22 protein-coding genes, 1 tRNA gene and 1 other annotated feature are annotated in these 22907 nt (G+C 35.2%); of the genes, 12 read left to right on the top strand and 11 right to left on the bottom strand.

Translation table 11 applies throughout. The features are described from left to right. Positions 1–161: 161 nt before the first annotated feature. Complete coding sequence (locus H8718_RS15740; RefSeq protein ID WP_177672068.1) at positions 162–536, bottom strand: metal-dependent transcriptional regulator; 375 nt, start codon at positions 534–536, stop codon at positions 162–164. Positions 537–754: 218 nt separating this feature from the next. On the opposite strand from H8718_RS15740, the gene H8718_RS15735 reads away from it, so the two are divergent. The 3 genes from H8718_RS15735 to H8718_RS15725 are packed head-to-tail and all read left to right on the top strand — an operon-like array spanning position 755 to position 3238. Next, positions 755–982: a FeoA family protein gene (locus H8718_RS15735; RefSeq protein ID WP_177671978.1), complete on the top strand. Its 228-nt coding sequence runs from the start codon at positions 755–757 to the stop codon at positions 980–982. A gap of 59 nt (positions 983–1041) precedes the next feature. Continuing rightward, the gene (gene feoB / locus H8718_RS15730; RefSeq protein ID WP_249333642.1) at positions 1042–3066 is read left to right on the top strand and encodes a ferrous iron transport protein B; all 2025 of its coding nucleotides are present in this window, start codon (positions 1042–1044) and stop codon (positions 3064–3066) included. Positions 3067–3085: 19 nt separating this feature from the next. Further along, positions 3086–3238: a FeoB-associated Cys-rich membrane protein gene (locus tag H8718_RS15725; protein WP_249333641.1), complete on the top strand. Its 153-nt coding sequence runs from the start codon at positions 3086–3088 to the stop codon at positions 3236–3238. A 381-nt stretch (positions 3239–3619) separates the two neighbouring features. Here H8718_RS15725 and H8718_RS15720 read toward each other — a convergent pair whose 3' ends face one another. Continuing rightward, the gene (locus tag H8718_RS15720; protein WP_249333640.1) at positions 3620–4297 is read right to left on the bottom strand and encodes a peroxiredoxin; all 678 of its coding nucleotides are present in this window, start codon (positions 4295–4297) and stop codon (positions 3620–3622) included. Positions 4298–4374: 77 nt separating this feature from the next. Beyond that, positions 4375–5286 carry a patatin-like phospholipase family protein gene (locus tag H8718_RS15715; protein ID WP_249333639.1) on the bottom strand — a complete coding sequence of 304 codons (912 nt, stop codon included), beginning with the start codon at positions 5284–5286 and terminating at the stop codon, positions 4375–4377. Between the two features lie 214 nt (positions 5287–5500). Between H8718_RS15715 and H8718_RS15710 the strand changes: the two genes are divergently transcribed. After that, a complete protein-coding gene (locus H8718_RS15710; RefSeq protein ID WP_249333638.1) occupies positions 5501–6868 on the top strand; it encodes an MATE family efflux transporter in 1368 nt (455 codons plus the stop codon). Between the two features lie 37 nt (positions 6869–6905). Further along, positions 6906–8927 carry a hypothetical protein gene (locus tag H8718_RS15705; protein WP_249333637.1) on the top strand — a complete coding sequence of 674 codons (2022 nt, stop codon included), beginning with the start codon at positions 6906–6908 and terminating at the stop codon, positions 8925–8927. A gap of 73 nt (positions 8928–9000) precedes the next feature. On the opposite strand, the gene H8718_RS15700 is transcribed toward H8718_RS15705, so the two are convergent. Further along, positions 9001–9720: a gamma-glutamyl-gamma-aminobutyrate hydrolase family protein gene (locus tag H8718_RS15700; RefSeq protein ID WP_249333636.1), complete on the bottom strand. Its 720-nt coding sequence runs from the start codon at positions 9718–9720 to the stop codon at positions 9001–9003. 130 nt (positions 9721–9850) lie between these two features. Then, positions 9851–12463: a bifunctional acetaldehyde-CoA/alcohol dehydrogenase gene (gene adhE / locus H8718_RS15695; protein ID WP_283246248.1), complete on the bottom strand. Its 2613-nt coding sequence runs from the start codon at positions 12461–12463 to the stop codon at positions 9851–9853. A gap of 357 nt (positions 12464–12820) precedes the next feature. On the opposite strand from adhE, the gene H8718_RS15690 reads away from it, so the two are divergent. Both H8718_RS15690 and serS read left to right on the top strand, forming a co-directional pair. After that, on the top strand, positions 12821–13381 hold the full coding sequence (locus H8718_RS15690) for a sugar O-acetyltransferase (RefSeq protein WP_177671985.1): 561 nt from the start codon (positions 12821–12823) through the stop codon (positions 13379–13381). Between the two features lie 199 nt (positions 13382–13580). Further along, positions 13581–13781, top strand: a binding site (T-box leader). Positions 13782–13847: 66 nt separating this feature from the next. Continuing rightward, a complete protein-coding gene (serS, locus tag H8718_RS15685) occupies positions 13848–15122 on the top strand; it encodes a serine--tRNA ligase (protein ID WP_177671986.1) in 1275 nt (424 codons plus the stop codon). Between the two features lie 58 nt (positions 15123–15180). Here serS and H8718_RS21115 read toward each other — a convergent pair whose 3' ends face one another. Continuing rightward, positions 15181–15567, bottom strand: coding sequence for a DUF2752 domain-containing protein (locus tag H8718_RS21115; protein WP_408646584.1), 387 nt, complete (start codon positions 15565–15567; stop codon positions 15181–15183). A gap of 146 nt (positions 15568–15713) precedes the next feature. Here H8718_RS21115 and H8718_RS15680 point away from each other — a divergent pair, with 146 nt between their 5' ends. The 3 genes from H8718_RS15680 to H8718_RS15670 are packed head-to-tail and all read left to right on the top strand — an operon-like array spanning position 15714 to position 16788. Beyond that, positions 15714–16052, top strand: a complete 339-nt coding sequence (locus H8718_RS15680; RefSeq protein ID WP_177671988.1) for a DUF4190 domain-containing protein — start codon at positions 15714–15716, stop codon at positions 16050–16052. 35 nt (positions 16053–16087) lie between these two features. Then, the gene (locus H8718_RS15675) at positions 16088–16417 is read left to right on the top strand and encodes a DUF2752 domain-containing protein (protein ID WP_249333635.1); all 330 of its coding nucleotides are present in this window, start codon (positions 16088–16090) and stop codon (positions 16415–16417) included. 14 nt (positions 16418–16431) lie between these two features. After that, positions 16432–16788 carry a TM2 domain-containing protein gene (locus tag H8718_RS15670; RefSeq protein ID WP_249333634.1) on the top strand — a complete coding sequence of 119 codons (357 nt, stop codon included), beginning with the start codon at positions 16432–16434 and terminating at the stop codon, positions 16786–16788. 91 nt (positions 16789–16879) lie between these two features. On the opposite strand, the gene H8718_RS15665 is transcribed toward H8718_RS15670, so the two are convergent. Continuing rightward, entirely contained in the window at positions 16880–18151 is a 1272-nt protein-coding gene (locus H8718_RS15665) for a D-alanyl-D-alanine carboxypeptidase family protein (RefSeq protein WP_249333633.1), read from the bottom strand. 15 nt (positions 18152–18166) lie between these two features. Continuing rightward, entirely contained in the window at positions 18167–18454 is a 288-nt protein-coding gene (locus H8718_RS15660) for an ArsR/SmtB family transcription factor (RefSeq protein ID WP_177671992.1), read from the bottom strand. 179 nt (positions 18455–18633) lie between these two features. Between H8718_RS15660 and H8718_RS15655 the strand changes: the two genes are divergently transcribed. After that, entirely contained in the window at positions 18634–19272 is a 639-nt protein-coding gene (locus H8718_RS15655; protein ID WP_177671993.1) for a TetR/AcrR family transcriptional regulator, read from the top strand. Positions 19273–19337: 65 nt separating this feature from the next. On the opposite strand, the gene H8718_RS15650 is transcribed toward H8718_RS15655, so the two are convergent. Further along, the gene (locus H8718_RS15650; RefSeq protein WP_249333632.1) at positions 19338–19571 is read right to left on the bottom strand and encodes a hypothetical protein; all 234 of its coding nucleotides are present in this window, start codon (positions 19569–19571) and stop codon (positions 19338–19340) included. Between the two features lie 219 nt (positions 19572–19790). Between H8718_RS15650 and H8718_RS15645 the strand changes: the two genes are divergently transcribed. Beyond that, positions 19791–19864: transfer RNA gene (locus H8718_RS15645), tRNA-Arg, on the top strand. Positions 19865–19985: 121 nt separating this feature from the next. Here H8718_RS15645 and H8718_RS15640 read toward each other — a convergent pair. After that, positions 19986–21200 (bottom strand): tyrosine-type recombinase/integrase, encoded by a 1215-nt coding sequence (locus H8718_RS15640; RefSeq protein WP_249333631.1) that lies wholly within the window; start codon positions 21198–21200, stop codon positions 19986–19988. A 201-nt stretch (positions 21201–21401) separates the two neighbouring features. Next, on the bottom strand, positions 21402–22364 hold the full coding sequence (locus H8718_RS15635) for a DUF3644 domain-containing protein (RefSeq protein ID WP_330597748.1): 963 nt from the start codon (positions 22362–22364) through the stop codon (positions 21402–21404). Positions 22365–22907 lie beyond the last annotated feature (543 nt).

The raw sequence follows: 22907 nt of genomic DNA, 5'->3' as shown, positions 1-22907 counted from the left end.
CTTTTGAAAAACACCAAGCTTATTTGCAGGTAGCATAAAAAACTACCACTAGATCTGAATCTAATGGTAGTAAAAAGTTTTTATTTTTTTAGTTGTCTACTTGACGGGTAGCAGTTCAATTAACTTAGAAGTTGGTTGTGTAGCTACCTTTTTACAAATGTTTATTTTTTATAGTTCACCACGAACTTTTCGAGGCTTTCTATTGTTTCAGGGCTTAATATATGTTCAATCTTACAAGCATCGGTTTCAGCGATATCAGGGCTTAGACCAAGTACACTGGTTAAAAAACTTTTAATAAGTGTATGTCTATAAATGATATCTTTAGCGGTTTGGCGACCTAAATCTGTCAGTCTAATATCACCATAGGACTGTTGCGTTACCATTCCTGCTTCTTTGAGGTTATTAATGGCTTTATTAACACTTGGCCTAGAAACACCAAGCTTTTTTGCTATGTCAATCGAACGCACAACGCCGTGAAGTTGTTCGAGTTCAAGTACAGTTTCTAGGTAATCTTCACCTGATTGTCCTAAGAGCATGTAACCCCTCCTTCGCATTTTATATCTTTTTTATAATTATAACAAATTTTTGGTTGAAATAAAAATAAAAGAATAAATTGTGAAAAAATATTGACATTGAAAATCAATAGCGCTACAATAATGTTAGCTAAGGTTAACAATGTTTGTTATTGTTAACATACCAAATAAAAAGTAATTAATCAAGTCTTTATAGATAGAAAGTCTTAGGGAGGGATAGTATGAGTAATCTTAAAAAAGTACCATGTGGACAGAGTGCTATCGTAAGAAAAATTGATGTACAAGGAAGTCTTAAGAGACGTATTATGGATATGGGAATTACAAAAGGTGTAGAAGTAACTGTTAAGAAGGTAGCACCATTAGGAGATCCTATTGAAATCAGTGTAAGGGGTTATTCACTTAGCCTTAGAAAAGTAGATGCAGAAAGTATTTTAGTTGATCAGATTTAAGACAATTTTTTTGACAGAGAAGTTAGCCTTCGCTAACAAATAGAAAAGGAGTCACATTTATGGGATATAGCGTAGCATTAGTTGGAAATCCTAACTGTGGAAAGACAACAGCGTTTAATGCACTTACAGGGAGTAAGGCCTATGTTGGGAACTGGCCAGGTGTAACTGTTGAAAAGAAAGAAGGTAAGTTAAGGGGGGTTAAAGAAGATATTACTTTAGTAGATTTACCGGGTATTTATTCTTTATCACCTTATACACCAGAAGAAGTTGTAGCAAGAAACTACATTATTAAAGAGCAACCAGATTTAATCATTAACATTATTGATGCTTCTAATATAGAACGTAACTTATATCTTACGCATCAACTTGTGGAGTTAGGTAGACCAACAATCATCGCACTTAATATGATGGATATTGTTGAAAAACGTGGTGAGAAAATTAATATCAAGAGGTTAGAAGAACTTTTTGGTGTTAAGGTTGTGCCAATTTCAGCAACTAAAAATCAGGGTCTTGATGAACTTATTAATTTAGCGCTTGAAGTAGGAACAAAAAAGGTTAAAATTGCTTCTAAAGCTATTCCTTTTGACATGATTATCGAACAAAGCATTAATGAAGTTATGATATTGCTTGATGGTAAGCAAATCGATGAAGTTTATAATAAACGTTGGTTAGCGATAAAAGTGCTAGAGCAGGATAAAAAAGTTGTAGAGGAATTCCACTTATCTAAAGAAGAATCTCCAATAGTAGAAGAAGCCGCTAGATTACTTGAAAATGCTTATGATGATGATGTAGAGAGTATTATCATTAATGGGCGTTATGAATATATTACTAAACATATTAGTAGTATCGTAACAAATAGACCAGATCATAAAATCACACTTTCAGATAAAATTGATAAGGTTATTACAAATAGAATTTTAGCCATTCCAATTTTCTTTGGAATCATGTGGTTTGTATACTTCTTATCTATCCAGACAGTAGGTGATATGACTATTGGCTTCATGGAAGGACTATTTGGAACGATAGGTGACCAGGTTGGTTTATGGCTTGAAGGTATGAGTGTATCTCCATGGATTCATGGACTTGTAGTAGATGGTATTATAGGTGGGGTAGGCGCTGTACTTGGTTTCGTACCACAGCTTATGATTCTATTCTTACTTATTGGTATACTAGAAGACTGTGGTTATATGTCACGTGTTGCCTTTATTATGGATAAGATCTTTAGAAAGTTTGGTTTATCAGGCAAATCATTCATTCCTATGGTTATTGGAACAGGTTGTTCAGTACCAGGGATTATGGCATCTAGAACAATTGAAAGTGAAAGAGACCGTAAAATGACTATTATGCTTACGCCATTTATTCCTTGTGGTGCTAAGTTACCAGTGTTTGCACTTATGGTAGGTGCTTTCTTCCCAGAACACGTATGGGTAGGACCTTCTATGTATGTACTTGGTATTTTAATGGTTATTTTATCAGGACTTATTCTTAAGAATACATTATTTAAAGGTGAAGCAGCACCTTATATTTTAGAACTTCCAGAGTATCATATACCTAACTTTAAAGGTGTTATGATGCAAATGTGGGATAGATCAAAGGCCTTTATTATAAAGGCAGGTACAGTAATCTTTGTAGCTTCAGGGCTTATTTGGTTCTTACAATCTTTTAACTTCAGTCTTCAGATGGTAGATACGAATGAAAGTATGTTAGCATCTATAGGACATGTAATTGCACCAATCTTTGCACCACTTGGATTTGGTACATGGCAAGCATCTGTGGCCACAGTAACAGGATTTTTAGCGAAAGAAGCAGTTGTTGCAACCTTTGGTATTTTACTTGGCGTGGGGGAAGTAGCTGAGACAGATCCAACACTTCTTACAAGTATTGGTCAGTTCTTCACACCAGTAAGCGCCTATGCATTTATGGCATTTACACTTTTAGCAGCGCCTTGTTTTGCGGCTATTGGTGCGATGAAAAGAGAGTTTGGTAACTGGAAATGGACACTTATTGCAATTGGTTACCAAACAGGTCTTGCATGGATTGTAGCTTTCCTTATTTACCAAGTTGGTAGTTTATTATTCAAATAGTATAGAGGATGGTGATTAGATGGCAGATTTTATAATTGTAGCAGTGATTATATTGCTAATGATAGGAGCAGGTTATAAAGTATATAAAGACCGTAAAGATAGTCCTTGTGGATGTGGATGCTCTGGGTGTACACAAAAGAGCTGCTCATCTAAGCGTAACGATAAAAAATAGAGTAGAGTAATATTGAAAGAGTAGCATACAAATTATAATTTGTATGCTACTCTTTTTTGTAATGAAATTTAGGATTTTATAGGTAAAATAAGTCGTTATGGAATGGCAGGAGAAGATAAGTTCAAGGTGAAGTATACGAAGTATATACCTTGAGGTGGTATAATGTGCGGACTGACATGGGGACTTGTACATATTCTAACTAAAGACCTTGCAACGGGGTTAGGTTGTTTGGTTATGTCTCTACTATATGGGGGAGTGTATTGATTACTTAAAAAGAATATAAGATATGCTTATATAATTAGTTCACTTATATTTACGTTATAGATAAAAAGCCTCACAAATACTGAGTTATTTGTGAGGCTTTTATTCTTAGGGGGGGATTTACTTTGATACGGGTGGAAGTTTGAAATCAATGTCTTTATAGCAGAACCACCAGTCATAACATGTGTATTCACCTTCGCATTTCTCAGCGGTAGGGATGTCAGTTGGTGGTGAAATAATGCCTTTATTTCCGATCAATTCATTATTTGGCCAGTTTGCAGGAAGGGCTACTTTGTTAGCATCACCTACTTGTAGTGCCACAAGTGCACGTATAATTTCATTAATATTACGACCTATTTCGAGAGGGTAGTATAGAATAAGTCTTATAGTTCCAGTAGGATCTACGAAAAATACAGCTCTAACGGTAGCAGTTTTTCTTGTAGGTTGAATCATTCCAAGTTTACTAGCAGTCATGCCTAGTGAGTCTGCAATAATAGGAAATGGGATAGGTTGTTTAAGATTCTGCTCAATCCACTGTACCCATTTCATATGTGGTTGTACTTGATCCACAGATAAACCAAGTAAGTCTGTATTAAGTGCTTGAAAGGTGTCATAGTTTTTAGCAAAAGATACGAACTCAGTTGTACATACAGGAGTAAAATCACCTGGATGACTAAAAAGAATAAGCCATTTTCCTTTATAATCATCAGGGAGCTTTTTGGGACCGTAAGTCGTTTGTACGGTTATTTCTGGGAACTTATCTCCAATGAGTGGTAGTGTTCCCATTATTTCTGCCACACTGCATCACCTCCTACACGACTATTTTATTCCAGACTTGAGTTGTACTATGAGAGAACAAGTTAAAAAAGGACGAGTTAATTTAAATAATAGCGTTCGATATATCTAAACACGTTGGAGAGGTCTACTTGATCAGCTAGTTCTTTTAGGTAAGGTACTTTTTTATAAGCATCTAAGGGAATAGGTTCGTCTAAATTAGGATTTAATCTAAAATAGTTTTGTTTCAGAAGTTCATAACTATAGCGATTTTCTATAGGAGTAGTGGCACCTAATAATACACTTAAAAGAGGTGTTTTGGTAGAGGTAGTAGGATTAATGGACCATTGAGCAATTCCCCAATTTTTAGTGCGCTTTAAAATACGCTCAGGATAAAAGCCTGTTCCAATAGAGAGAAGCCTAAAGTCACTAAGCTTATACTTATTAGGAAAGACAGAGCGTACATAAATAACAGGTGCAGCAGTAGGTGAATTCATAAAGACGCCACCATCAATGAAATTATTGACGGAAGGAAAGTATGTAGGAGCAGCACTACTGCATAGAGCAGTATCAATAACTTTTTCAGATATAGTAGGATTATTAATAAGGTTAGAAAAGAAGACACCTTCAAAGCCACGTGTCGTATACCCTTTTACATTAAAAGAGGGGACAAAGACATATTTGGGAAGACTAGCTAGGCTCAAATTCTGAGGGAATACTGTAGAGAGCAGATGAGAAAGGTGTACATTTCTATATTTGGGAACAAATAAATTAGGTCTACGTGGAGAAAAGATGTACTTAGTATTTTGATAGTTATAGAGATTATCTAATTCTTCAGATGTCTTATTATAAGCTAAGCCTAGAGCTATAATAGAACCTGTAGATGTACCTGAGAACATATCTGTTTTCTTAAGAAGCTCGGGGTATTGGTCAGTAATACGTTTTAAAATTCTAGTAGAAAGTGCGCCTCGAATACCACCCCCATCAAAAGCAATAATACGAAAGACAGGCATAGGTCTTCCTCCTATTAAACACTCGTTATAGTTATATTATGACAAATAGTGTAAAGCTAGACCACTATTTTACATTGAAGGGAGGATGTATGTTGACATAACTGTATTTATGACTTATAATTTTTAAAACATAGATAAATTGATAAGAGAAAGTAGCTGGGCGACTTGAACTAACCCAAATACTTTCTTTTTTTGTGCTAAAAAGGAGGTTTATATGTTCAGCGTTTTTAAAGATAAGCAATTTATCAAGAAGTTATGGATTCTTGCTTTACCGATTACTATTCAAAGTTTCATTACCTCATCACTTAATTTAATTGATAATTTAATGGTAGGTAGGTTAGGTGAAGAAGCTATAGCGGCGGTAGGACTTGCAAATCAGTATATCTTTATATTTAACTTATGTATCACGGGTGTAAACGCAGGTGCTAGCGTATTTATGGCACAGTTCTGGGGGAAGAAGGATTTACCTAATATTAAAAAGATCCTTGGCTTAGATATAGTAGTTGGTTTGGCAGTAGCTCTCTTATTTGGATTTGGGGCTATTGTGACACCAGAAGCTATTATGTCTATTCTTTCGAAAGATCAAAATGTTATAGCTCTTGGGACAAGTTATTTATTAGTAGTGGGAATCAGTTGCTTATTTTCAAGTTTTACACAAGCGTATTCGTCAGCGCTTAGAAGTACAGAGCAGGTTAAGGTACCTATGTATGCAAGTTTAATTGGGGTAGGTATAAATGCTTTTTTAAACTGGATACTAATTTTTGGAATGTTTGGAATGCCAAGTCTTGGTGTAGTAGGTGCTGCCCTTGCTACCACTATCGCTAGACTTATCGAGATGATTTATATTGTAAGCTATGTATATATAAGTAAAAACAAAATTGCAGGAAAGCTTAAAGACCTTTTAAGTTTTGATAAGCACCTTGTTAAAATATACTTTAAAACATCATGGCCAGTCATTGTGAACGAGATTGTATGGTCAGTAGGTATTACGGCTTATTCCGTAGCCTATGCTCAAATTGGAACAAATGCAGTTGCTACTATGCAAATCGCGACAACGCTCAATAATGTCTTCACTGTACTTTTAGTAGGTATGGCAATAGCTACTTCTATTATGGTTGGGAATCATATAGGTGCTGGTCAGGAGGATGAAGCAAGAAGTTGTGCTAAAAATATTGGTATTTTAACACCTATTATGAGTATAGTAGTAGGTGCAGTAATCTTTATTACAGCACCAATCGTATTAAAGCTCTTTAATGTCACACCTGAAACTTATAGTGATACAATAGATATTTTACGTATTATGGCATTGTTCTTACCTATTAGAACATTTAATATGGTTATGATTGTAGGTGTATTTAGAGGAGGCGGAGATACGACTTATTCTATGCTTGTGCAGGCAGGAACAGTATGGCTTTACTCAGTGCCTCTTGCCTTTATAGGAGCAGTAGTATGGCAGCTTCCTATTCAGCTTGTATATATTTTAATCTGCTCCGAGGAGTGTATTAAAATATGGTTTGAACTAAGACGTCTTAAAAATGGAAAATGGATTAAAAATATCATACATGACACGACTCTCTCATAAAATATTATGATATTAAATCATAGGGAGACGCAGCTATATGAAATTCTATCTCGATAGCATCTTAAAGGGATTTAAGCCAGTAAATAGTGAAGTCGTGTTAAAAGGAGTCTCAAGACAGACCCCTAACTTTGTAATTGTAGATATTGACCAGGATGGTATGCCTGAAATTCTATTTACTTATCAAGTCAATGGAGAAAAGTATATTGGTATCCTCAAAAGGGAGAATATGCAATGGTATTTATATGATGTAAGCCTAGAAAAAGATCAAAAAGCTTTAGGGCTTGGTAATCTTGTTAATGTACTCAATGGTGTAAATTTAACTTCGGAAGATGTAGGGAAAGCAGTTACAATGCAGGACTTAGTAGGGAATAATGACCAAGCTTTTGTAAGTTATGTTAACGATATACTGAACCATGGTATGGTTATGCAGCAAATAGCAGGAGAGGAAACTGTAGCGCAGGCTAATGAGCCTATGGTGCAGCAAGTTATTCAGCCAGCTCTACCACCTAGTACACCCCTTGAAGAAGAACCTTTAGTATCAGTAGGTGGTTTTATCCCTTCCAATACACTAAATACACCAGTGAGTGGGACTCAAACCAATGTAGGTGGCGTAGCTAATATGCCTAATAATATGAATGCAGGTAGTATGACGGGAGAGCAGATCATCCAGCAGACAGGGCCTTTACCACCGCCTGAAAATATCAATACGCCACAGGCACAAGCGGCGCTTAATCAGAATGTAACTACGCCAATTATGAGTATTAATGAAGCAGGACTAAGCACCAATAATAATATGCAAGGCAATGTGGGAGGGCAGATTATGCAGCAAACAGGACCCTTACCACCACCTGGAAATGTTAATACGCCACAGACACAAGCAGCGTTTGGTCAGAATGTAACTATGCCAACGATGGGCATTAATGAAGCAGGACTAAATGCAAATAATATGCAGGGCGTTATAACAGGAGAGCAGATCATTCAGCAGACAGGGCCTTTACCACCGCCTGAAAATATTAATACACCGCAGGCACAAGCGGCGCTTAATCAGAATGTAACTACGCCAATTATGAGTATTAATGAAGCAGGACTAAATGCAAATAATATGCAAGGTGTTATGACAGGAGAGCAGATTATCCAGCAGACAGGGCCCTTACCATCACCTGGAAATGTTAATACGCCACAAGCGCAGGCGGCCCTTAATCAAAATTCTATTACACCGATTATGAGTACTATGGGCATTGGTGAACAGATGGATGAGACTGCATTTGAGGAAGAAGTAGCAGGGGGAGAGATGCCAGAAGTTAAGGTATACAATATTAGTAACGATATGGGAGAGCTTGGCCTTAATATAGCATCTGATAAGGAAGTTATTAACTTTGCTCAAGCAGATGTAACAGGAGATGGCATACCTGACAATATTTATTTAGTTGGAAATAGGCCAAGGCCAGAAATGCCAGGTTATTTTGAAGATGTAGGTTTGAGGGTAGTAAGTGATGGAAGGGTTTATGAAATAGATTTCCCTTATGGCAATGGCTATGGTCCTGTGCTGTTTGTAGGGGATCTCACTCATGATGGCATAGCAGATATTTTAGTTAATATTTTTGCTAGTGGAGGTGGGGGATTCTTAACAAGTTATGCCTATACTTTTGTTAATGATCAGCCAAGTCTATTAGTAGATTCTAAAACTTTTAATGACCTTCAAAGAGGTACAGTTATTTATCAAGATAATTATAGAGTGAGAATTGAGACACTAAGACCACCTAGAGTTTATACAATAGATATTAGTGATAGAGGACCTGAGTACTTAAATCAAATTTATAATCTAGATGGTACTTTAATAAGGCCTACTGAAGGCACCCTGTTAGGTCTTATTACTTTGCATACTGTAGACTTTGATGTAAATGGGGAATATAATCTTTCTGCAGTTCAAAGAGCTATAGGTCTTAGTAACTTAGATACTTTAGGACTTTTAGAAACTTATTTCGCATGGAGGCCAGCTATCAGTAGGTTTCAGCCGTTTGCTCAGTATTTCTCCATACTTGGGCAGCCACCGAGATAGAATAGAAAGCGTAAGCCATAGTATGCTTACGCTTTTTTTATTACAGTATAATTATACCAAGGGAGTATACAGTCTAAGAGCATACCTCTATGAACTTTTTAAAAAGTGGAAGCATACTATCAGAAAGGGCAAGCATAATTTCTGGATGCCACTGAACACCTACAGCAAAGGGATGCCCTTGAAGTTCAATACCTTCTATAACTAAATCTTTAGCCCAGGCTGTTGCAACAACATCTTGACCTAATTTATGAAGGGTTTGATGATGAAATGAATTAGTAGGGAAGGAGTCTCCAAGGAGTGTGTTAAGAAGGCAGTTTTTATCTGTTGTGACGGTATGAGATACATCATAGCGAGAAGCTTTTTGTTGATGTTGAAGAGATTGATGGGGGTATTCATTCATATCCTGATAGACATTACCTCCTTGTGCAATGTTAAGTGCCTGCATACCTCTACAGATAGCTAGAATAGGCATTGGCTGTTTTAGGGCAAGTTTAGTAAGATTAAGATGATGAATATCCACCAAAGAATTGGTTTCACCTAAGCCTTTAGTAGGTTGTTCACCATATAAGATAGGATTGAAATCATCCCCACCAGCAAGAAGTAATCCTTGGCATAAGCGTAATTGGGCTTCAGTTTCTTCTATGTGAATAGTAGGGGGGAGTAAGATAGGTACACCTCCAGCTTTAAAGATAGCATCTTCATAATCTTTATTGTTGTTCGTACTATAACGGCCGCTATAAGGGCCTGAGCGATAAAGTAAATTGGTCGTAATTCCGATAATAGGCTTATTCATACTCAAACTCCTCTAAGAAAAATAGTAGTAGTATATCATATGCCCTAAAATCAAAATAAAGCATAAAAAGAAGGAGAGAAAAGTGAGTACTTTTCTCTCCTTCTTAACTAGAGGAAATTTATAAAGGAACCTATTTACCGAAGTAAGCTTTTCTGTAAAGCTCTTGAAGTTCAGCTACTTTTGGTAAACGAGGGTTAGCAGTAGTACATTGGTCTTCGAATGCTTTGTATGATAAGTCTTCGATAGCACCAAGATATGTTTTTTCATCAATACCGCAGTCTTTAACTGTCATTGGAACGTTAAGTTCTTTGATTAAGTCTCTAATAGCTTTTACTAAAGATTTAACACCTTCAGCTGGAGTAGCAGCTGGAAGACCTAACATTTTAGCAATTTCAGCATATTTTTCTTGTGCCACGTATTTTCCGTATTTAGGGAAACTCATGAATTTAGTTGGTGTTGTTTCACCGTTGTATTCAATTACGTGTGGAAGAAGGATAGCATTTGCACGACCATGAGGAATGTGGAACTCAGCACCTAATTTGTGTGCAAGTGAGTGGTTGATTCCAAGGAATGCATTTGTAAATGCCATACCTGCGATACATGAAGCATTGTGCATTTTTTCTCTTGCTTCTGGATCTTTAGCACCGAATTTGTATGAACGTGGTAAGTATTCAAACACAAGTTGGATAGCTTTCATAGCAAGTGCATCTGTGTAATCTGAAGCAAGTACAGATACATAAGCTTCGATAGCATGTGTTAATACATCAAGACCTGTATCAGCTGTTACTGATGCTGGAACTGTCATAACGAACTCTGGATCAATGATTGCAACGTCTGGAGTTAGCTCGTAGTCAGCAAGAGGGTATTTCATATTCTTAGATTTATCTGAGATAACTGCGAATGATGTTACTTCAGAACCTGTACCTGATGTTGTTGGGATAGCTACGAATTTAGAGCATTTACCCATTGTTGGGAATTTGTAAACACGTTTTCTGATATCAAGGAATTTTTGAGCCATTCCTTCGAAGTCAGCTTCTGGGTGTTCATAGAATAACCACATAGCTTTACCAGCATCCATTGCAGAACCACCACCAAGTGCGATGATTACGTCTGGTTTAAATGAGTTCATCATTTCAGCACCTTTTTTTACTGTTGTAAGGTCTGGATCTGGCTCAACATCGCTAAATACTTCAATAGCTACTTTGTTTGGATTTTTGTTTAATTGGTATACTAATTTATCTACATAACCTAATTGAACCATCATTGGGTCTGTTACGATTAATGCACGAGAGATTCCTGGCATTTTTGCAAGGTATTGTACTGATCCTTGTTCGAAGTAGATTTTTTCTGGAATTTTGAACCATTGCATATTTGTACGTCTCATAGCTACTCTTTTCTTATTAATTAAGTTCATTGCTGTTACGTTAGATGTAGTGGAGTTACGTCCATATGAACCACATCCAAGTGTAAGAGATGGCATGTTTGTATTGTAAATATCACCGATTGCACCGTGTGTTGAAGGTGAGTTAACAATGATACGTCCTGTTTTAAGTCTATCTGAGAATGCTTTAATGATAGCATCATCTGTTGAATGGATAACTGATGAGTGACCAAGACCACCAAGTTCAACCATTTGAGCAGCTTTATCAATACCGTCTGCAGCATCTTTAGCTTTAATTACTGCAAGTACTGGAGAAAGTTTTTCTCTTGAAAGTGGATACTCAGCGCCTACACCTTCGATTTCACAGCAAAGGATTTTTGTATCTTTTGGAATTGTAATACCAGCAAGTGCTGCGATTTCATATGGGTATTTACCTACGATATCTGGGTTAACCATTTGTTTTTCAGGATTGATAACAACTGGTTCGATTTTTTTGATTTCTTCTTTAGTTGCGAAGTAGCAGCCATGTTTTTTCATGTAAGCTACAGCTTTATCATAAATAGGAGCTTCAATGATAGCAGCTTGTTCAGAAGCACAAATCATACCATTATCAAATGATTTTGAAAGAATAAGGTCTGTAAGAGATCTTTCAAGGTTAGCTGTTTTTTCAATGAAAGCAGGTACGTTACCAGCACCAACCCCAAGAGCTGGTTTACCAGCTGAATAAGCAGCTTTAACCATTCCAGGACCACCTGTTGCAAGAATTGTAGCTACACCTGGGTGATTCATAAGAGCTGAAGTTGCTTCGATTGATGGATATTCAACCCATTGAATACAGTTTTCAGGAGCACCAGCTGCAATAGCAGCATCTCTTACGATTCTAGCAGCTTCTGATGAACATTTTTGAGCTGATGGGTGGAAACCGAAGATGATTGGATTTCTTGTTTTCATAGAGATGATAGATTTGAACATTGTTGTTGAAGTTGGATTTGTAACAGGTGTAACCCCTGCGATAACACCAAGAGGTTCAGCAACTTCCATGTAACCTTCATCTTCATTTTCATTAATAATACCAACTGTTTTATCATATTTTATACTGTGATAAACATATTCTGTAGCGAAAATGTTTTTTGTAACTTTATCTTCAAAGATACCACGTCCAGTTTCTTCAACTGCCATTCTAGCAAGTTTCATTTGAGCTGATAAACCAGCAAGAGCCATTGCTTTTGTGATTTCGTCAATTTGTTCTTGGGTAAGCTCCATAAATTGTTCTAATGCTACTTGAGCTTTTTTTACTAATTCATTTACCATTACATTTGCATCGATAACTGGTGTTTTTTGTTCTTTTTTGTTTTCTGCCATGATAAGTTCCTCCCTGAAATTGGATCATATAATAAATGTGTTTATTTTTTAGAGTAAGCCTAATTATAACTGTGGTTAAAATAATTAGGCAAAGATGGTTATAAATTTAACAACCATTGTGAAAAATATAACTTGATTTATTATAAATCAAGTGGTTGATTAGAATTTGATGCTGTTTACATTTATAATAATAACATGGGATATGATATATGTCAATAAAATTTGTTAAAAAAATAACGTAAAAATTATAAGGCTTATTTTCAAATAACAGAAGAATTATGTAAGAGTGTATTATATCTACTTTATAAAAGCAGTATAATAGAAAGGAAACTTAAGATAATTCAAAGGAGTTATAACATGACAGAAAAAGAGAAAATGTTACAAGGATTAGGATATGATGCTTCAGATGCTGAACTGACAGCAGATAGAAAACGTGCTAGAATGCTTTGCCATAAATTTAATAATCTTGAACCTGATCAGAGAGAGGAAGCTACAGCGCTATTAAAAGAGCTGCTTCAGACAGAAGGGGACCTTTATATGGAGCCGAGTTTCCGCTGTGATTACGGGTATAATATTAAGGTAGGAAAAAATTTCTATGCTAACTTTAACTGTACGATATTAGATGTTAATACAGTGACTATTGGAGATAATGTAATGTTTGCACCAAACGTACAGATTTATACGGCAACACATCCTGTAGAAGCAGCACCTCGTGTTGCAGGTGTTGAGATGGGATATCCTATTACTATTGGAGATAATACTTGGATTGGTGGGGGAAGCATTATATGCCCAGGTGTTAATATAGGCAGAAATGTAGTAATAGGTGCAGGCAGCGTCGTAACAAAAGATATTCCCGATAACGCTGTTGCAGTAGGTAATCCATGCCGCGTGATACGTATCATTGAGCAAGATGTATAAAAAGGCAAAAAAATAACCTAGACTTCGGGGGAGGAAATCTAGGTTGAGGGGGGATTTAGCGATGTACCTCACACTTGGTACAATGATAGTATAGACAGATATAAAAGGAAGTATACACATTAAATAAAAAATATTTTATCTTATTACTGGTTGCATTTTCAAAATGGATGCCTTATAATATAACAAACTTTATAATGTTACAAAAATGATGACGAAAGAAAAGCTTTATGTATTGTTTTTAAGAGAGCTAGTGGTTGGTGTGAACTAGTAAACAAACTGAAGTGTTCCGCTTTCTGAGTTGCTGGTGATGAATCAGAAGGGGATTGCCCTTTATAGCAATGAGAGGTCAGTATAAGCTGATGAATAAAGGTGGTACCACGAGTCTACAATCGTCCTTTTATCCATATGGGTAAAAGGGCGTTTTTTATTTTATATAACTAGTTAATTTTATTAAAGAGGTGAAATCATGTTAGATATTAAAAGACTACGTAGTAATTTTGAAGAAGTAAAAGAAGCTTTAGGTAAAAGAAGTGGTAACTATGATTTAGAGGGGTTCTTAGAACTTGATACTAAAAGACGTGAGCTTCTTGCAGAAGTAGAAGTACTTAAAAACAAGCAAAACGTTGTATCAAAACAAGTACCAATGATGAAAAAAGAAGGTAAAGATGTAACAGCTGTTCTTGCTGAAATGAAAGAGCTTTCAGAAGAAATTAAAGGTATTGACCAACAAGTCAAAGAAGTGGATGATAAACTTCAAACTATCCTTCTTACACTTCCTAATACTCCAAACCCACAAGTACCAGTTGGTGCAAGCGATGAAGAAAATGTGGAACTTAGAAGAGTAGGGGATGTAAGAGAGTTTGATTTTGAAATTAAACCGCACTGGGATCTTGGTGAAAGCTTAGATATCCTTGACTTTGAAAAAGGTGCTAAAGTAACAGGGGCTCGTTTTACATTCTACAAAGGCTTAGGTGCTAGACTTGAGCGTGCTATCATGAACTTCATGCTTGATATGCATGTAGACAAACATGGTTACACAGAAGTATTCCCTCCATTCATGGTAAATAGAGCAAGTATGACAGGTACAGGTCAGCTTCCAAAGTTTGAAGAAGATGCTTTCAAAGTGCAAGGTACAGATTACTTCTTAGTACCAACAGCAGAAGTTCCTGTAACAAATATGTACAGAGACCAAATTCTAGATGGTAAAGACCTTACAATCAAACACTGTGCGTACACAGCATGCTTTAGAGCAGAAGCTGGTTCAGCAGGACGTGACACAAGAGGGATTATCCGTCAACACCAATTCAACAAAGTAGAAATGGTTAAATTCGCTAGACCAGAAAATTCTTATGAAGAACTTGAAACACTTACAAATGATGCAGAAGGTATCCTTCAAGCTTTAGGCCTTCCATACAGAGTTGTAAGACTTTGCACAGGAGACTTAGGATTTAGTTCAGCTATGACATACGATATTGAAGTTTGGATGCCAAGCTATGGGCGTTATGTAGAAATTTCAAGCTGCTCAAACTTTGAAGATTTCCAAGCTAGACGTGCAAATATTAAGTTTAAAGATAATATTAAAGATAAAGCACAATTCATCCATACATTAAATGGTAGTGGTCTTGCTGTAGGTCGTACGACAGCAGCTATCCTTGAAAACTTCCAACAAGCAGATGGATCAGTTATCATTCCGGAAGTACTTCGTCCATACATGGGTGGTGTAGAAAGAATTACAAAATAAACATTATAAAGTATTAAAGAGGTTGCTTAGCAACCTCTTTTTGTATGGCATTTTTAGTCTATATAAAGTTACGAAGAAATCCCCATAACATATAAAGTATGATTAGGGTGATAAATAAAAGCCTACAGAATAATCTCGTATTAATAAGATGCATAAGATAGAGTAGCCAAGAGGTGTAGTGCTTATGAAAAAAGCTGTTAGCAATAATAGCTATACTGTCTTCTATAACGAGTACAAAAGTAAAAGGATAGGCAAAAAGAGTAAGTATAGGGTTATAGCCAAGTGCTTCATAAAAATTAAAAGTAATAAAGTTAAGGAGGGAGCGAGTGCCTCCGCACATAGGACAAAGGATATGATAGGTGCTATACCAGTAACAAATAGATTCAGATTTTAGGGGAGTCTTTGTAAGCAGATAAAGTGATAGAAGTACTAGAATATAGAGCATAAGTCTTCCTATATGTAACAGGTTTTGGACAGGTTTAATGGTCATAGTATACTCCTTAGTAAGGTTAAAAAGTTTGACTAGTCAAAAAATATTTGAAAATACTTTATACTTATAATACAATAAAATCAGGTAAAGGGGGAGTAGAAATGGATCAAGATCAAGAACAAAGACAAAATCAGACAGAATATAAATCGGTACCAACTCAGTATACATCAAATAGTGGTCAGAATAGCTACCATCATGAAGTGGAAAGCACGCAAGGACAGGGGTATGGTATTGCCAGCCTATGTCTAGGGATTGTAGGTCTTTTATTATCTTGCTGCCTTCCTGTTATTGGTTTTATACTACCTGTTTTAGCTATTGTATTTGGTGTCATAGGCATTAAGTATCCTAGTGGTAAAGGTATGGCTATAGCTGGACTTGTATTAGGATGTATAGGAGTAATTCCTGCTCTATTTATGGTATTTGCTCTTATTGCTTATTAGATATGAAGTTAAAGAAAATAACAAAGTTAAAGCTTATGGTAGCTAGCGTGACACTTATTGGGGCACCGATTATAATGATGGTAGTAAGTGTACTAAGTCATAATCAAACCACTTGTATATTTGATGCTTTGGGGTTTAAATGCTTAGGATGCAATATATTAGGAGCACTCCATAAGTTAAAACAAGGTCAATTTGTCGAAGCGTTTTATCAAAATCCTTTGATTTACATATGGCTAGGCTTAGGAGGGTGTATCCTCATTAGTGAATTATATACTTTAGTTAAGAGGATTATTGATCGAACGTATAAGCATGATAGCTTATTAGAATGGCTATTGAAGAAGATGTTTAAAGGGATATTATTATAAGGAGGAGAATAAAAATGTTTTGTCCAAAATGTGGAACAGAAGTAAGAGATGAGGATCAATTTTGTAGTAAGTGTGGTGCAAGTATATATGGAGCAGAACCTGATCAGCAATACACAAGTTATAATGCACAGCCTCAATATGCACCAGTAGATAATCGTAAATCTAAATTAGTAGCAGGCCTTCTACAACTTTTCTTAGGAGGATTTGGAGTAGGAAGGTTTTACTTAGGCTATACTTCTATAGGTGTTGCACAACTTCTTGTAAGTTGTCTTACTTGTGGTATAGGTGCAATCTGGCCATTTATTGATGCTATTTTAATTCTATCAGGTCAAGTGCCTGCAGATGCTGATGGTAACACACTGAAAGATTGAGATGAGATTAAATAAAAAGGGAGTTTCCTAAAACTAGATAGTCAGTTTTAGGAAACTCCCTTTCGTTATATAAGAGAATGACTTTTTCTTTTTATTTATAAAGGCCTGGATGGATAGGCCCATATTGGAGAAGTAGGGTGCTAAGTTTATCTATAAGATAAGTAGCTTCTTCTAAGGTTAAGTTACTGTCTGGAGATGTACTACTTGGGCGTGTAACCTCTACAGCACCGGTACCTATGTTAAGTGTATCTGTGATAGAGTTTAAGATTTTTAAGCTTTCTGCATAAGAGATAGGTTGGTTAATTCTATAAACAGGGCTAGTTGGAAGTGCATAAGGTACAAATGTATATTGGAGGTTGTCAGGAAGCATACGTTCTAACATCATAAGAAAAGTATGACCTGTAGTAGAGTCCATATAACTTTTTGTCGTAGGTTTTAACCAACCATTGATAAGAGCAGTTTCCACATAAGGTTGCCCCCAAGAAGAGTAGGAGGTATTTTGAAGTATCAGGTCTCCATTTTCATCTTTTATAGCTTTAAAATTACTACTACCATATTCAAAAAGTTTATTGATATCTTCAAAGTGACCTGGATTATTAGACTTCATAACAACAGCTATTAGGTCCAAACCATCATATTTGGCTTTAGCTACAAGTGTACGTCCAGCTGGTGTATGATAACCCGTTTTTGCAGCTATGACATGTTCATTATAAAAAGGAGAGTCTTTTTTAAAGAAAGCTGCAGTATGTTTTAGAGGTAAGACTGTACCTTTATTAAGAACATGAAAATCATAAAGAGGAGTTCCTGCAATTTGGCTGACTATAGGATTATTAAAAGCTGCTGTTGTAATGAGAGATAGGTCATAAGGTGTTGTATAGTGATTAGGGTCATGGTAGCCATGAGGATTCACGAAATGAGAAGAAGTAGCACCTAAACTTTGAGCCTTTTCATTCATTTTACGAGCAAAACTTTCAATACTGCCTGCATTGTAGAGGGCCATATCATGAGAAACAAAATTATCTGAGCCCATCATAATAGCATGAATACCATCTTTATATCCGTATTGATCACCAACTGAAAGTCCAATATGGCTACTATCTGAAGGAACCTTTTGAATACTATCTTGTGATTTTGTAATAACTACATTTTCATCCATGGATTCAACAAGCAAAAGAGAAGTAAGAACTTTAGTGGTACTAGCAGGATAGAAACGTGAATGGCTATTTTTACTATATAAAATAGTTTTAGTTTGGGGCTCAATTAATATAGCCCCTTCAGCAATTAAATCAGGTGAAGGTGAAGCAAAAATCGAGGTAGAAAAGATAATATAGAATATAAATGTATAAAGTAATTTTCGTTTCATTTAATAAGAACTTCCTTATAAGTTTTTAGTGCAAGGTATAAGTGTCTTAATAATACCAATAGCATCTTCATCTACAACTTGGTATTCAATCTCCAGACCATTACGTATACCTTTGATAATGCCAGCAGCTTTGAGCTTGGCTAGATGCTGAGAAATGGTAGATTGAGGCATGCACATGCAGTGCTGGATATTAGTAACATTACATTTCCCTTTATAATAAAGATTAGCTACAATACAAAGTCTCGCGGGATGTGCTAAGGCTTTGAGAAGTTCAGCCTTTTGCTCTAATAGAGAATCGTCCATGATAAAACCTCCTTCATATTATTATAATATATCAATATTTATTACCAAAATCTAGTTTTATTTATACTTAAAAACGGCTTAGTGGATATAAAAAATATTTCTTTAAAAATGAATAGAAAATTTAAAATGGACCATACTTTAAAGGAAAACATGAAGTGTAGAATTGAAAGGAGTTAATTATGTACGAATCATTAGAGAGTTTTCCTTTAAGAAAGATTAACTTTGTAAAAACGAGGACGACTATTTTAAAAGCAGTAAGCCATTTACTTAAGGAAAAGGATTTTTCCTCTATCACTGTAGATGAAATTTGTAGCCGTGCTCAAATTTCAAGAGGAACTTTCTTCAATTACTTTTCTACTAAAGACCATGTATTCCATTACTTCTTGAGGATTTTTACAATCCGTATCGCGCTCCGTATGAAACAATGGCCAGAGGATTTATCTTTTGAAGAAAAGATTAGAGAAATTTATAAGTGGTTCAATGAAGAGACACAATACAGCCGTTTTGTAGATAGTTATATAAGCTTTTTACTCGGTGTAGGAGAAGAAAATAATGAAATGAAGCTTATTGATGCTGAATTTGTTTACTTCTTTAATGGTATTGAAGAAGAAGAGTATGCTTATTATAATAATTTAACTCTTCATAATCTCTTTGAAAAGATCTGTGAGACAGCTCAAGGGAATAATGAAGTTGCATTAAAAGATGATGCTAAAGAACTTGCTAACTTATTTACAGGTGTACTGATAGCAAGTTATGTAACAGATCAAATGAATGGTAGTATCGACCACCTTGCTGTATTTGATAAGATTTGGAAATGAGAAGAATAAAATTTAACATAAAAAAGGCATGGACTAATTAATCAATCTATGCCTTTTTTATGTTTTTATTTATGGAGCCATAAAACTATTTGGTCTCTTATGATACCTATAATAAAACCTATGGAGAATGCTATGAGGATATGGATGAGTTGAAAGAGTACAAATTCAGGAGTAAGTACAAAAGTCATACAAAATAGAGCCCATATAACACTAGTACAAGTAGTACCTTCTTTGCCTTTTGATAGACCGAAACCTATGATACTTACATAAATGAGTAGTTGCCATAATAAAATTACCATTACGAACCTCCTTTGAACGAGATAATAATCTGATTTATTTTTAAAGAGTGTATCCTAATTGGAGATTTGTAATTCAATAGGAGTTAAAAAATGTAATTTTAAATTGTTCAAGGGTGGTGTGTTAATAAAAAAATGCTTAACTAATTGAGTATCAAAACTCTGTCAATTCATATTGAAGTGGCTACTAAAAAGTGCTACAATAATTAGGTAACTAAATAAGCACGCGTAGTTCAGCTGGATAGAGCGTCTGACTTCGGATCAGAATGTCGTGGGTTCGAATCCTACCGCGTGTGTTATAAGAAAGAGGTAAGCTTTGACTATCAATAGATAGAGTGCTTACCTCTTTTTTAAATCTAGTGTGTAATAGAGTGAAAATGTGTAGTAAGTGTGTAGTAGAAAATAAAAAAATAAATCCTAGCTAAATAATGCATTTAGTTTTTGGACTTCATCAGTCATTTTTTCGGGGATTACATGAGTATAAATATTCATTGTAGTCGCAATATCACTATGGCCCATTAATGCTTGAACCGTTTTAATAGGAACATCACTTTCGAATAGTCTTGTAGCATAGGTGTGTCTCATAGAATGAAATTTTTTATGAGGTATTCCTGCTTTAACAAGGGCTCTTGCATATGATCTAGTTAAGTTGCGAGTATCAATATAGTTACCTAATTCGGTACAAAATACTAGGTTGTTATCTTGATAGAGTTCTCCATGTTTAAGTTTTTCTTTATTTTGTTGAGCTCTATGAGTTTTAAGGGCATCTTTAACCTTAGTTGGAATAGGAATAGTTCTAATACTACTTTTAGTTTTTGGGGGGTGTTCTAATATGGACCATGTGCGTGAACCATCTTTTCCAACTTTAGAGATTTGAGAGATTGCACGAGTAATATTAATCATATTATTATCTAGGTCTATATCCTCCCATTTTAGAGCCATGAGTTCGCCAAGTCTTAAACCACTTCCAAGAGCAAGTATAAACAAGGCTTTATTTCTATGTTTCTCTAATGAAGATAAAAAGATTTGTTGTTCTTCGGGTGTAAAGAATGTTATTTCTTTCTCCTTATCGCATTCTTCACTTTCTGTTTTAGGAATAGTAACAAGGGAGCAGTAATTTCGCGTAATATATCCTTGCTTGATGGCATCATTTAAACAAGTCCGTAGATGCTTATTTAGAGTTTTAACTACATTAGAAGTACGCCCTTGTTCTATAAGTGAATTATAATAGGCCTGTATATCTGCTGTGCGAATATCTGTGAGCTTTTTCTTGCCTAGGGTGCTATTCTTTATATAATTCCTATAAATGCCCTCATAGCGTTCAAATGATGTATCTTTGAGGTCGTTAATTCTAAATTCAAATAGCCAAATATGGAACCACTGCTGCAGAGTTATTTTGTCATCTGATGAAATTAACCCTGCATTTTTTTGTGTCCTATATTCGGCCATCTTATCAATGACTACTTGCTTACTGGAACTAGAAAATAGCTTTCTAATAGGTTTACCTTTATCGTCATAGCCTATCACATATGCTCCTCTGTAATAGGGTTTACTGTTTCTTTGCTCAGTCCATATTGTACCTTCTCCATTAGCTTTAGAACGTTTTTTCTTTTTTTTCTTTTCTTCAGACATGTATTATTGCTCCTTTATAGATTTTATAATAAAAAATTTTTATTAAAATTCGTAGAAAGATTTGTTTGTAGAGTAAATAATTTGACAAGTGAAGCATATAATATTATTATATAAGTAAGTTAACTCGTGAAGGATGTAGGCTGGGTTCTCGAATGAGAGTAGGTCCATGTGACTAAGAATTCCTTTGCCCCTGGGGTTGGCTTATTTTTTTTGCCTATTTTTCAAGTTACCTATTATATTGATAGGATCTTTTTTTATTTCTTCTACGATTAATTCAATGGTTTGCATGGAGTAGCTATAAGTAGGGTTAGAAGTAACCTTATATGTATAACATAACTTAGGATTAGTTTTTATCTCATAATAGTTACAGAATAACTTAAAGTGATGCATGTTAAAGACTAAAGAAATACCGAGTTTCTTCAATCGTTTATTAATTTCTTTAATGCAATTTTTAGCAGTATATTTATGAGTATCATTAGGATCTTTTAATTCTTTAATAATAGTTGCAGGGGTAGCTGCATTCTTATCAATATAAACATGTGATGTTGCTTTGTTTTTATCTTTGGTAAGGTAATGATAATGTTCAACTCTAATAGCAAAACCTTGATTATTTTCAGAGATCATTTCGGTTATAGTTGAATTAGTATTAATGAGTTTATCAGCAAGTTCAATAGGGTACTTTGCCCTGATTTCATTGACATCAAGTGATTTCATACTTACGGAAAGGGTTAAAAAATTCTGTGGAATAAGTTCAGTCATGTCCACATTATGAAATTCAGACATCTTTTCATTAAAGTTAAAAACACAAGACTGAAAGAGTGGGATATAAACCATCTCATATTCTTCGGTAATAAAGTGGGTACTAGTATTTCTAAGGTCTATAATTTTTTCAAGGTTTAGACGTAAAGGCGCTTTGTTGTTAGTAAAAATTTGTTCAATACATTTTTCTAAAGTTATAGTTCTATTAGGGTTGTCTTTGTAATAAATACTAGGGTATCCAAATTTATTTATCATATGAGCTTTAAGCATCAATTCCCAAGCGTTACATATAAAAAAACTAAAGCCTTCTATTCTGTAATGAATAGTGGGCTTATTATATATCTCTATAGCCATAATGAAGGCTTCTTTAGATTTTTCTATTAATTTTTCAACTATATCTTTCACAACCATTATTCCTTTCGTACTTGGTTTTTCTTTGATAGGTTTATATTTTTTTGTTTATTACACTCTTTTACATAGTTGTAGGCACTATGGATATAAACACAGTACCTACAGATTGATTTGATATACGTTATGCCCGAAGTGACGAATGACTGTACAAATCTGTACTTTCTTACACTTGGAGGACGGCAGAAAATTCTGCTTTCCGAATTTAACCACAGGAAAATTCCATTCGCAAAACTAACTGACCTACTGAATGTCAGTTAGTTTTGGCAAAAGTGTCGAAAGGTGAAGGGAAAATTCCCGTGACCTATACGACTAGAAGTAAAACTTCCTAGCGTGTCATATTGTATAGGAGTGGTAGCTGAACGAAAAATTCCGTTGGGCTAGTTCGTCAAATTGACAGTTTAGGTGGGGAGCATTCTGCTATACACCTGCAGGTGTTGACCTTACTGATGGCTTTTAATCTGCTGTGGAATCTTCTTGTTAAATCATATCTTGATGTTTTTTTAATACGATTTTGTCTAATGAAGATAATTGCTTAGA

This window comes from Zhenhengia yiwuensis, assembly GCF_014384995.1.
In the GTDB taxonomy this organism is placed as follows: domain Bacteria; phylum Bacillota; class Clostridia; order Lachnospirales; family Cellulosilyticaceae; genus Zhenhengia; species Zhenhengia yiwuensis.
This window is presented reverse-complemented; position numbering and strand designations above follow the sequence as displayed.

Coding starts and splice junctions, on each gene's coding strand:
- H8718_RS21115 (WP_408646584.1), bottom strand. CDS start 15,567: ATGCTCTATATTCTAGTACTTCTATCACTTTATCTGCTTACAAAGACT.
- H8718_RS15655 (WP_177671993.1), top strand. CDS start 18,634: ATGTACGAATCATTAGAGAGTTTTCCTTTAAGAAAGATTAACTTTGTA.
- H8718_RS15725 (WP_249333641.1), top strand. CDS start 3,086: ATGGCAGATTTTATAATTGTAGCAGTGATTATATTGCTAATGATAGGA.
- H8718_RS15710 (WP_249333638.1), top strand. CDS start 5,501: ATGTTCAGCGTTTTTAAAGATAAGCAATTTATCAAGAAGTTATGGATT.
- H8718_RS15650 (WP_249333632.1), bottom strand. CDS start 19,571: ATGGTAATTTTATTATGGCAACTACTCATTTATGTAAGTATCATAGGT.
- H8718_RS15665 (WP_249333633.1), bottom strand. CDS start 18,151: ATGAAACGAAAATTACTTTATACATTTATATTCTATATTATCTTTTCT.
- H8718_RS15680 (WP_177671988.1), top strand. CDS start 15,714: ATGGATCAAGATCAAGAACAAAGACAAAATCAGACAGAATATAAATCG.
- H8718_RS15640 (WP_249333631.1), bottom strand. CDS start 21,200: ATGTCTGAAGAAAAGAAAAAAAAGAAAAAACGTTCTAAAGCTAATGGA.
- feoB (WP_249333642.1), top strand. CDS start 1,042: ATGGGATATAGCGTAGCATTAGTTGGAAATCCTAACTGTGGAAAGACA.
- adhE (WP_283246248.1), bottom strand. CDS start 12,463: ATGGCAGAAAACAAAAAAGAACAAAAAACACCAGTTATCGATGCAAAT.
- H8718_RS15670 (WP_249333634.1), top strand. CDS start 16,432: ATGTTTTGTCCAAAATGTGGAACAGAAGTAAGAGATGAGGATCAATTT.
- H8718_RS15660 (WP_177671992.1), bottom strand. CDS start 18,454: ATGGACGATTCTCTATTAGAGCAAAAGGCTGAACTTCTCAAAGCCTTA.
- H8718_RS15675 (WP_249333635.1), top strand. CDS start 16,088: ATGGTAGCTAGCGTGACACTTATTGGGGCACCGATTATAATGATGGTA.
- H8718_RS15690 (WP_177671985.1), top strand. CDS start 12,821: ATGACAGAAAAAGAGAAAATGTTACAAGGATTAGGATATGATGCTTCA.
- H8718_RS15700 (WP_249333636.1), bottom strand. CDS start 9,720: ATGAATAAGCCTATTATCGGAATTACGACCAATTTACTTTATCGCTCA.
- H8718_RS15735 (WP_177671978.1), top strand. CDS start 755: ATGAGTAATCTTAAAAAAGTACCATGTGGACAGAGTGCTATCGTAAGA.
- serS (WP_177671986.1), top strand. CDS start 13,848: ATGTTAGATATTAAAAGACTACGTAGTAATTTTGAAGAAGTAAAAGAA.
- H8718_RS15715 (WP_249333639.1), bottom strand. CDS start 5,286: ATGCCTGTCTTTCGTATTATTGCTTTTGATGGGGGTGGTATTCGAGGC.
- H8718_RS15705 (WP_249333637.1), top strand. CDS start 6,906: ATGAAATTCTATCTCGATAGCATCTTAAAGGGATTTAAGCCAGTAAAT.
- H8718_RS15740 (WP_177672068.1), bottom strand. CDS start 536: ATGCTCTTAGGACAATCAGGTGAAGATTACCTAGAAACTGTACTTGAA.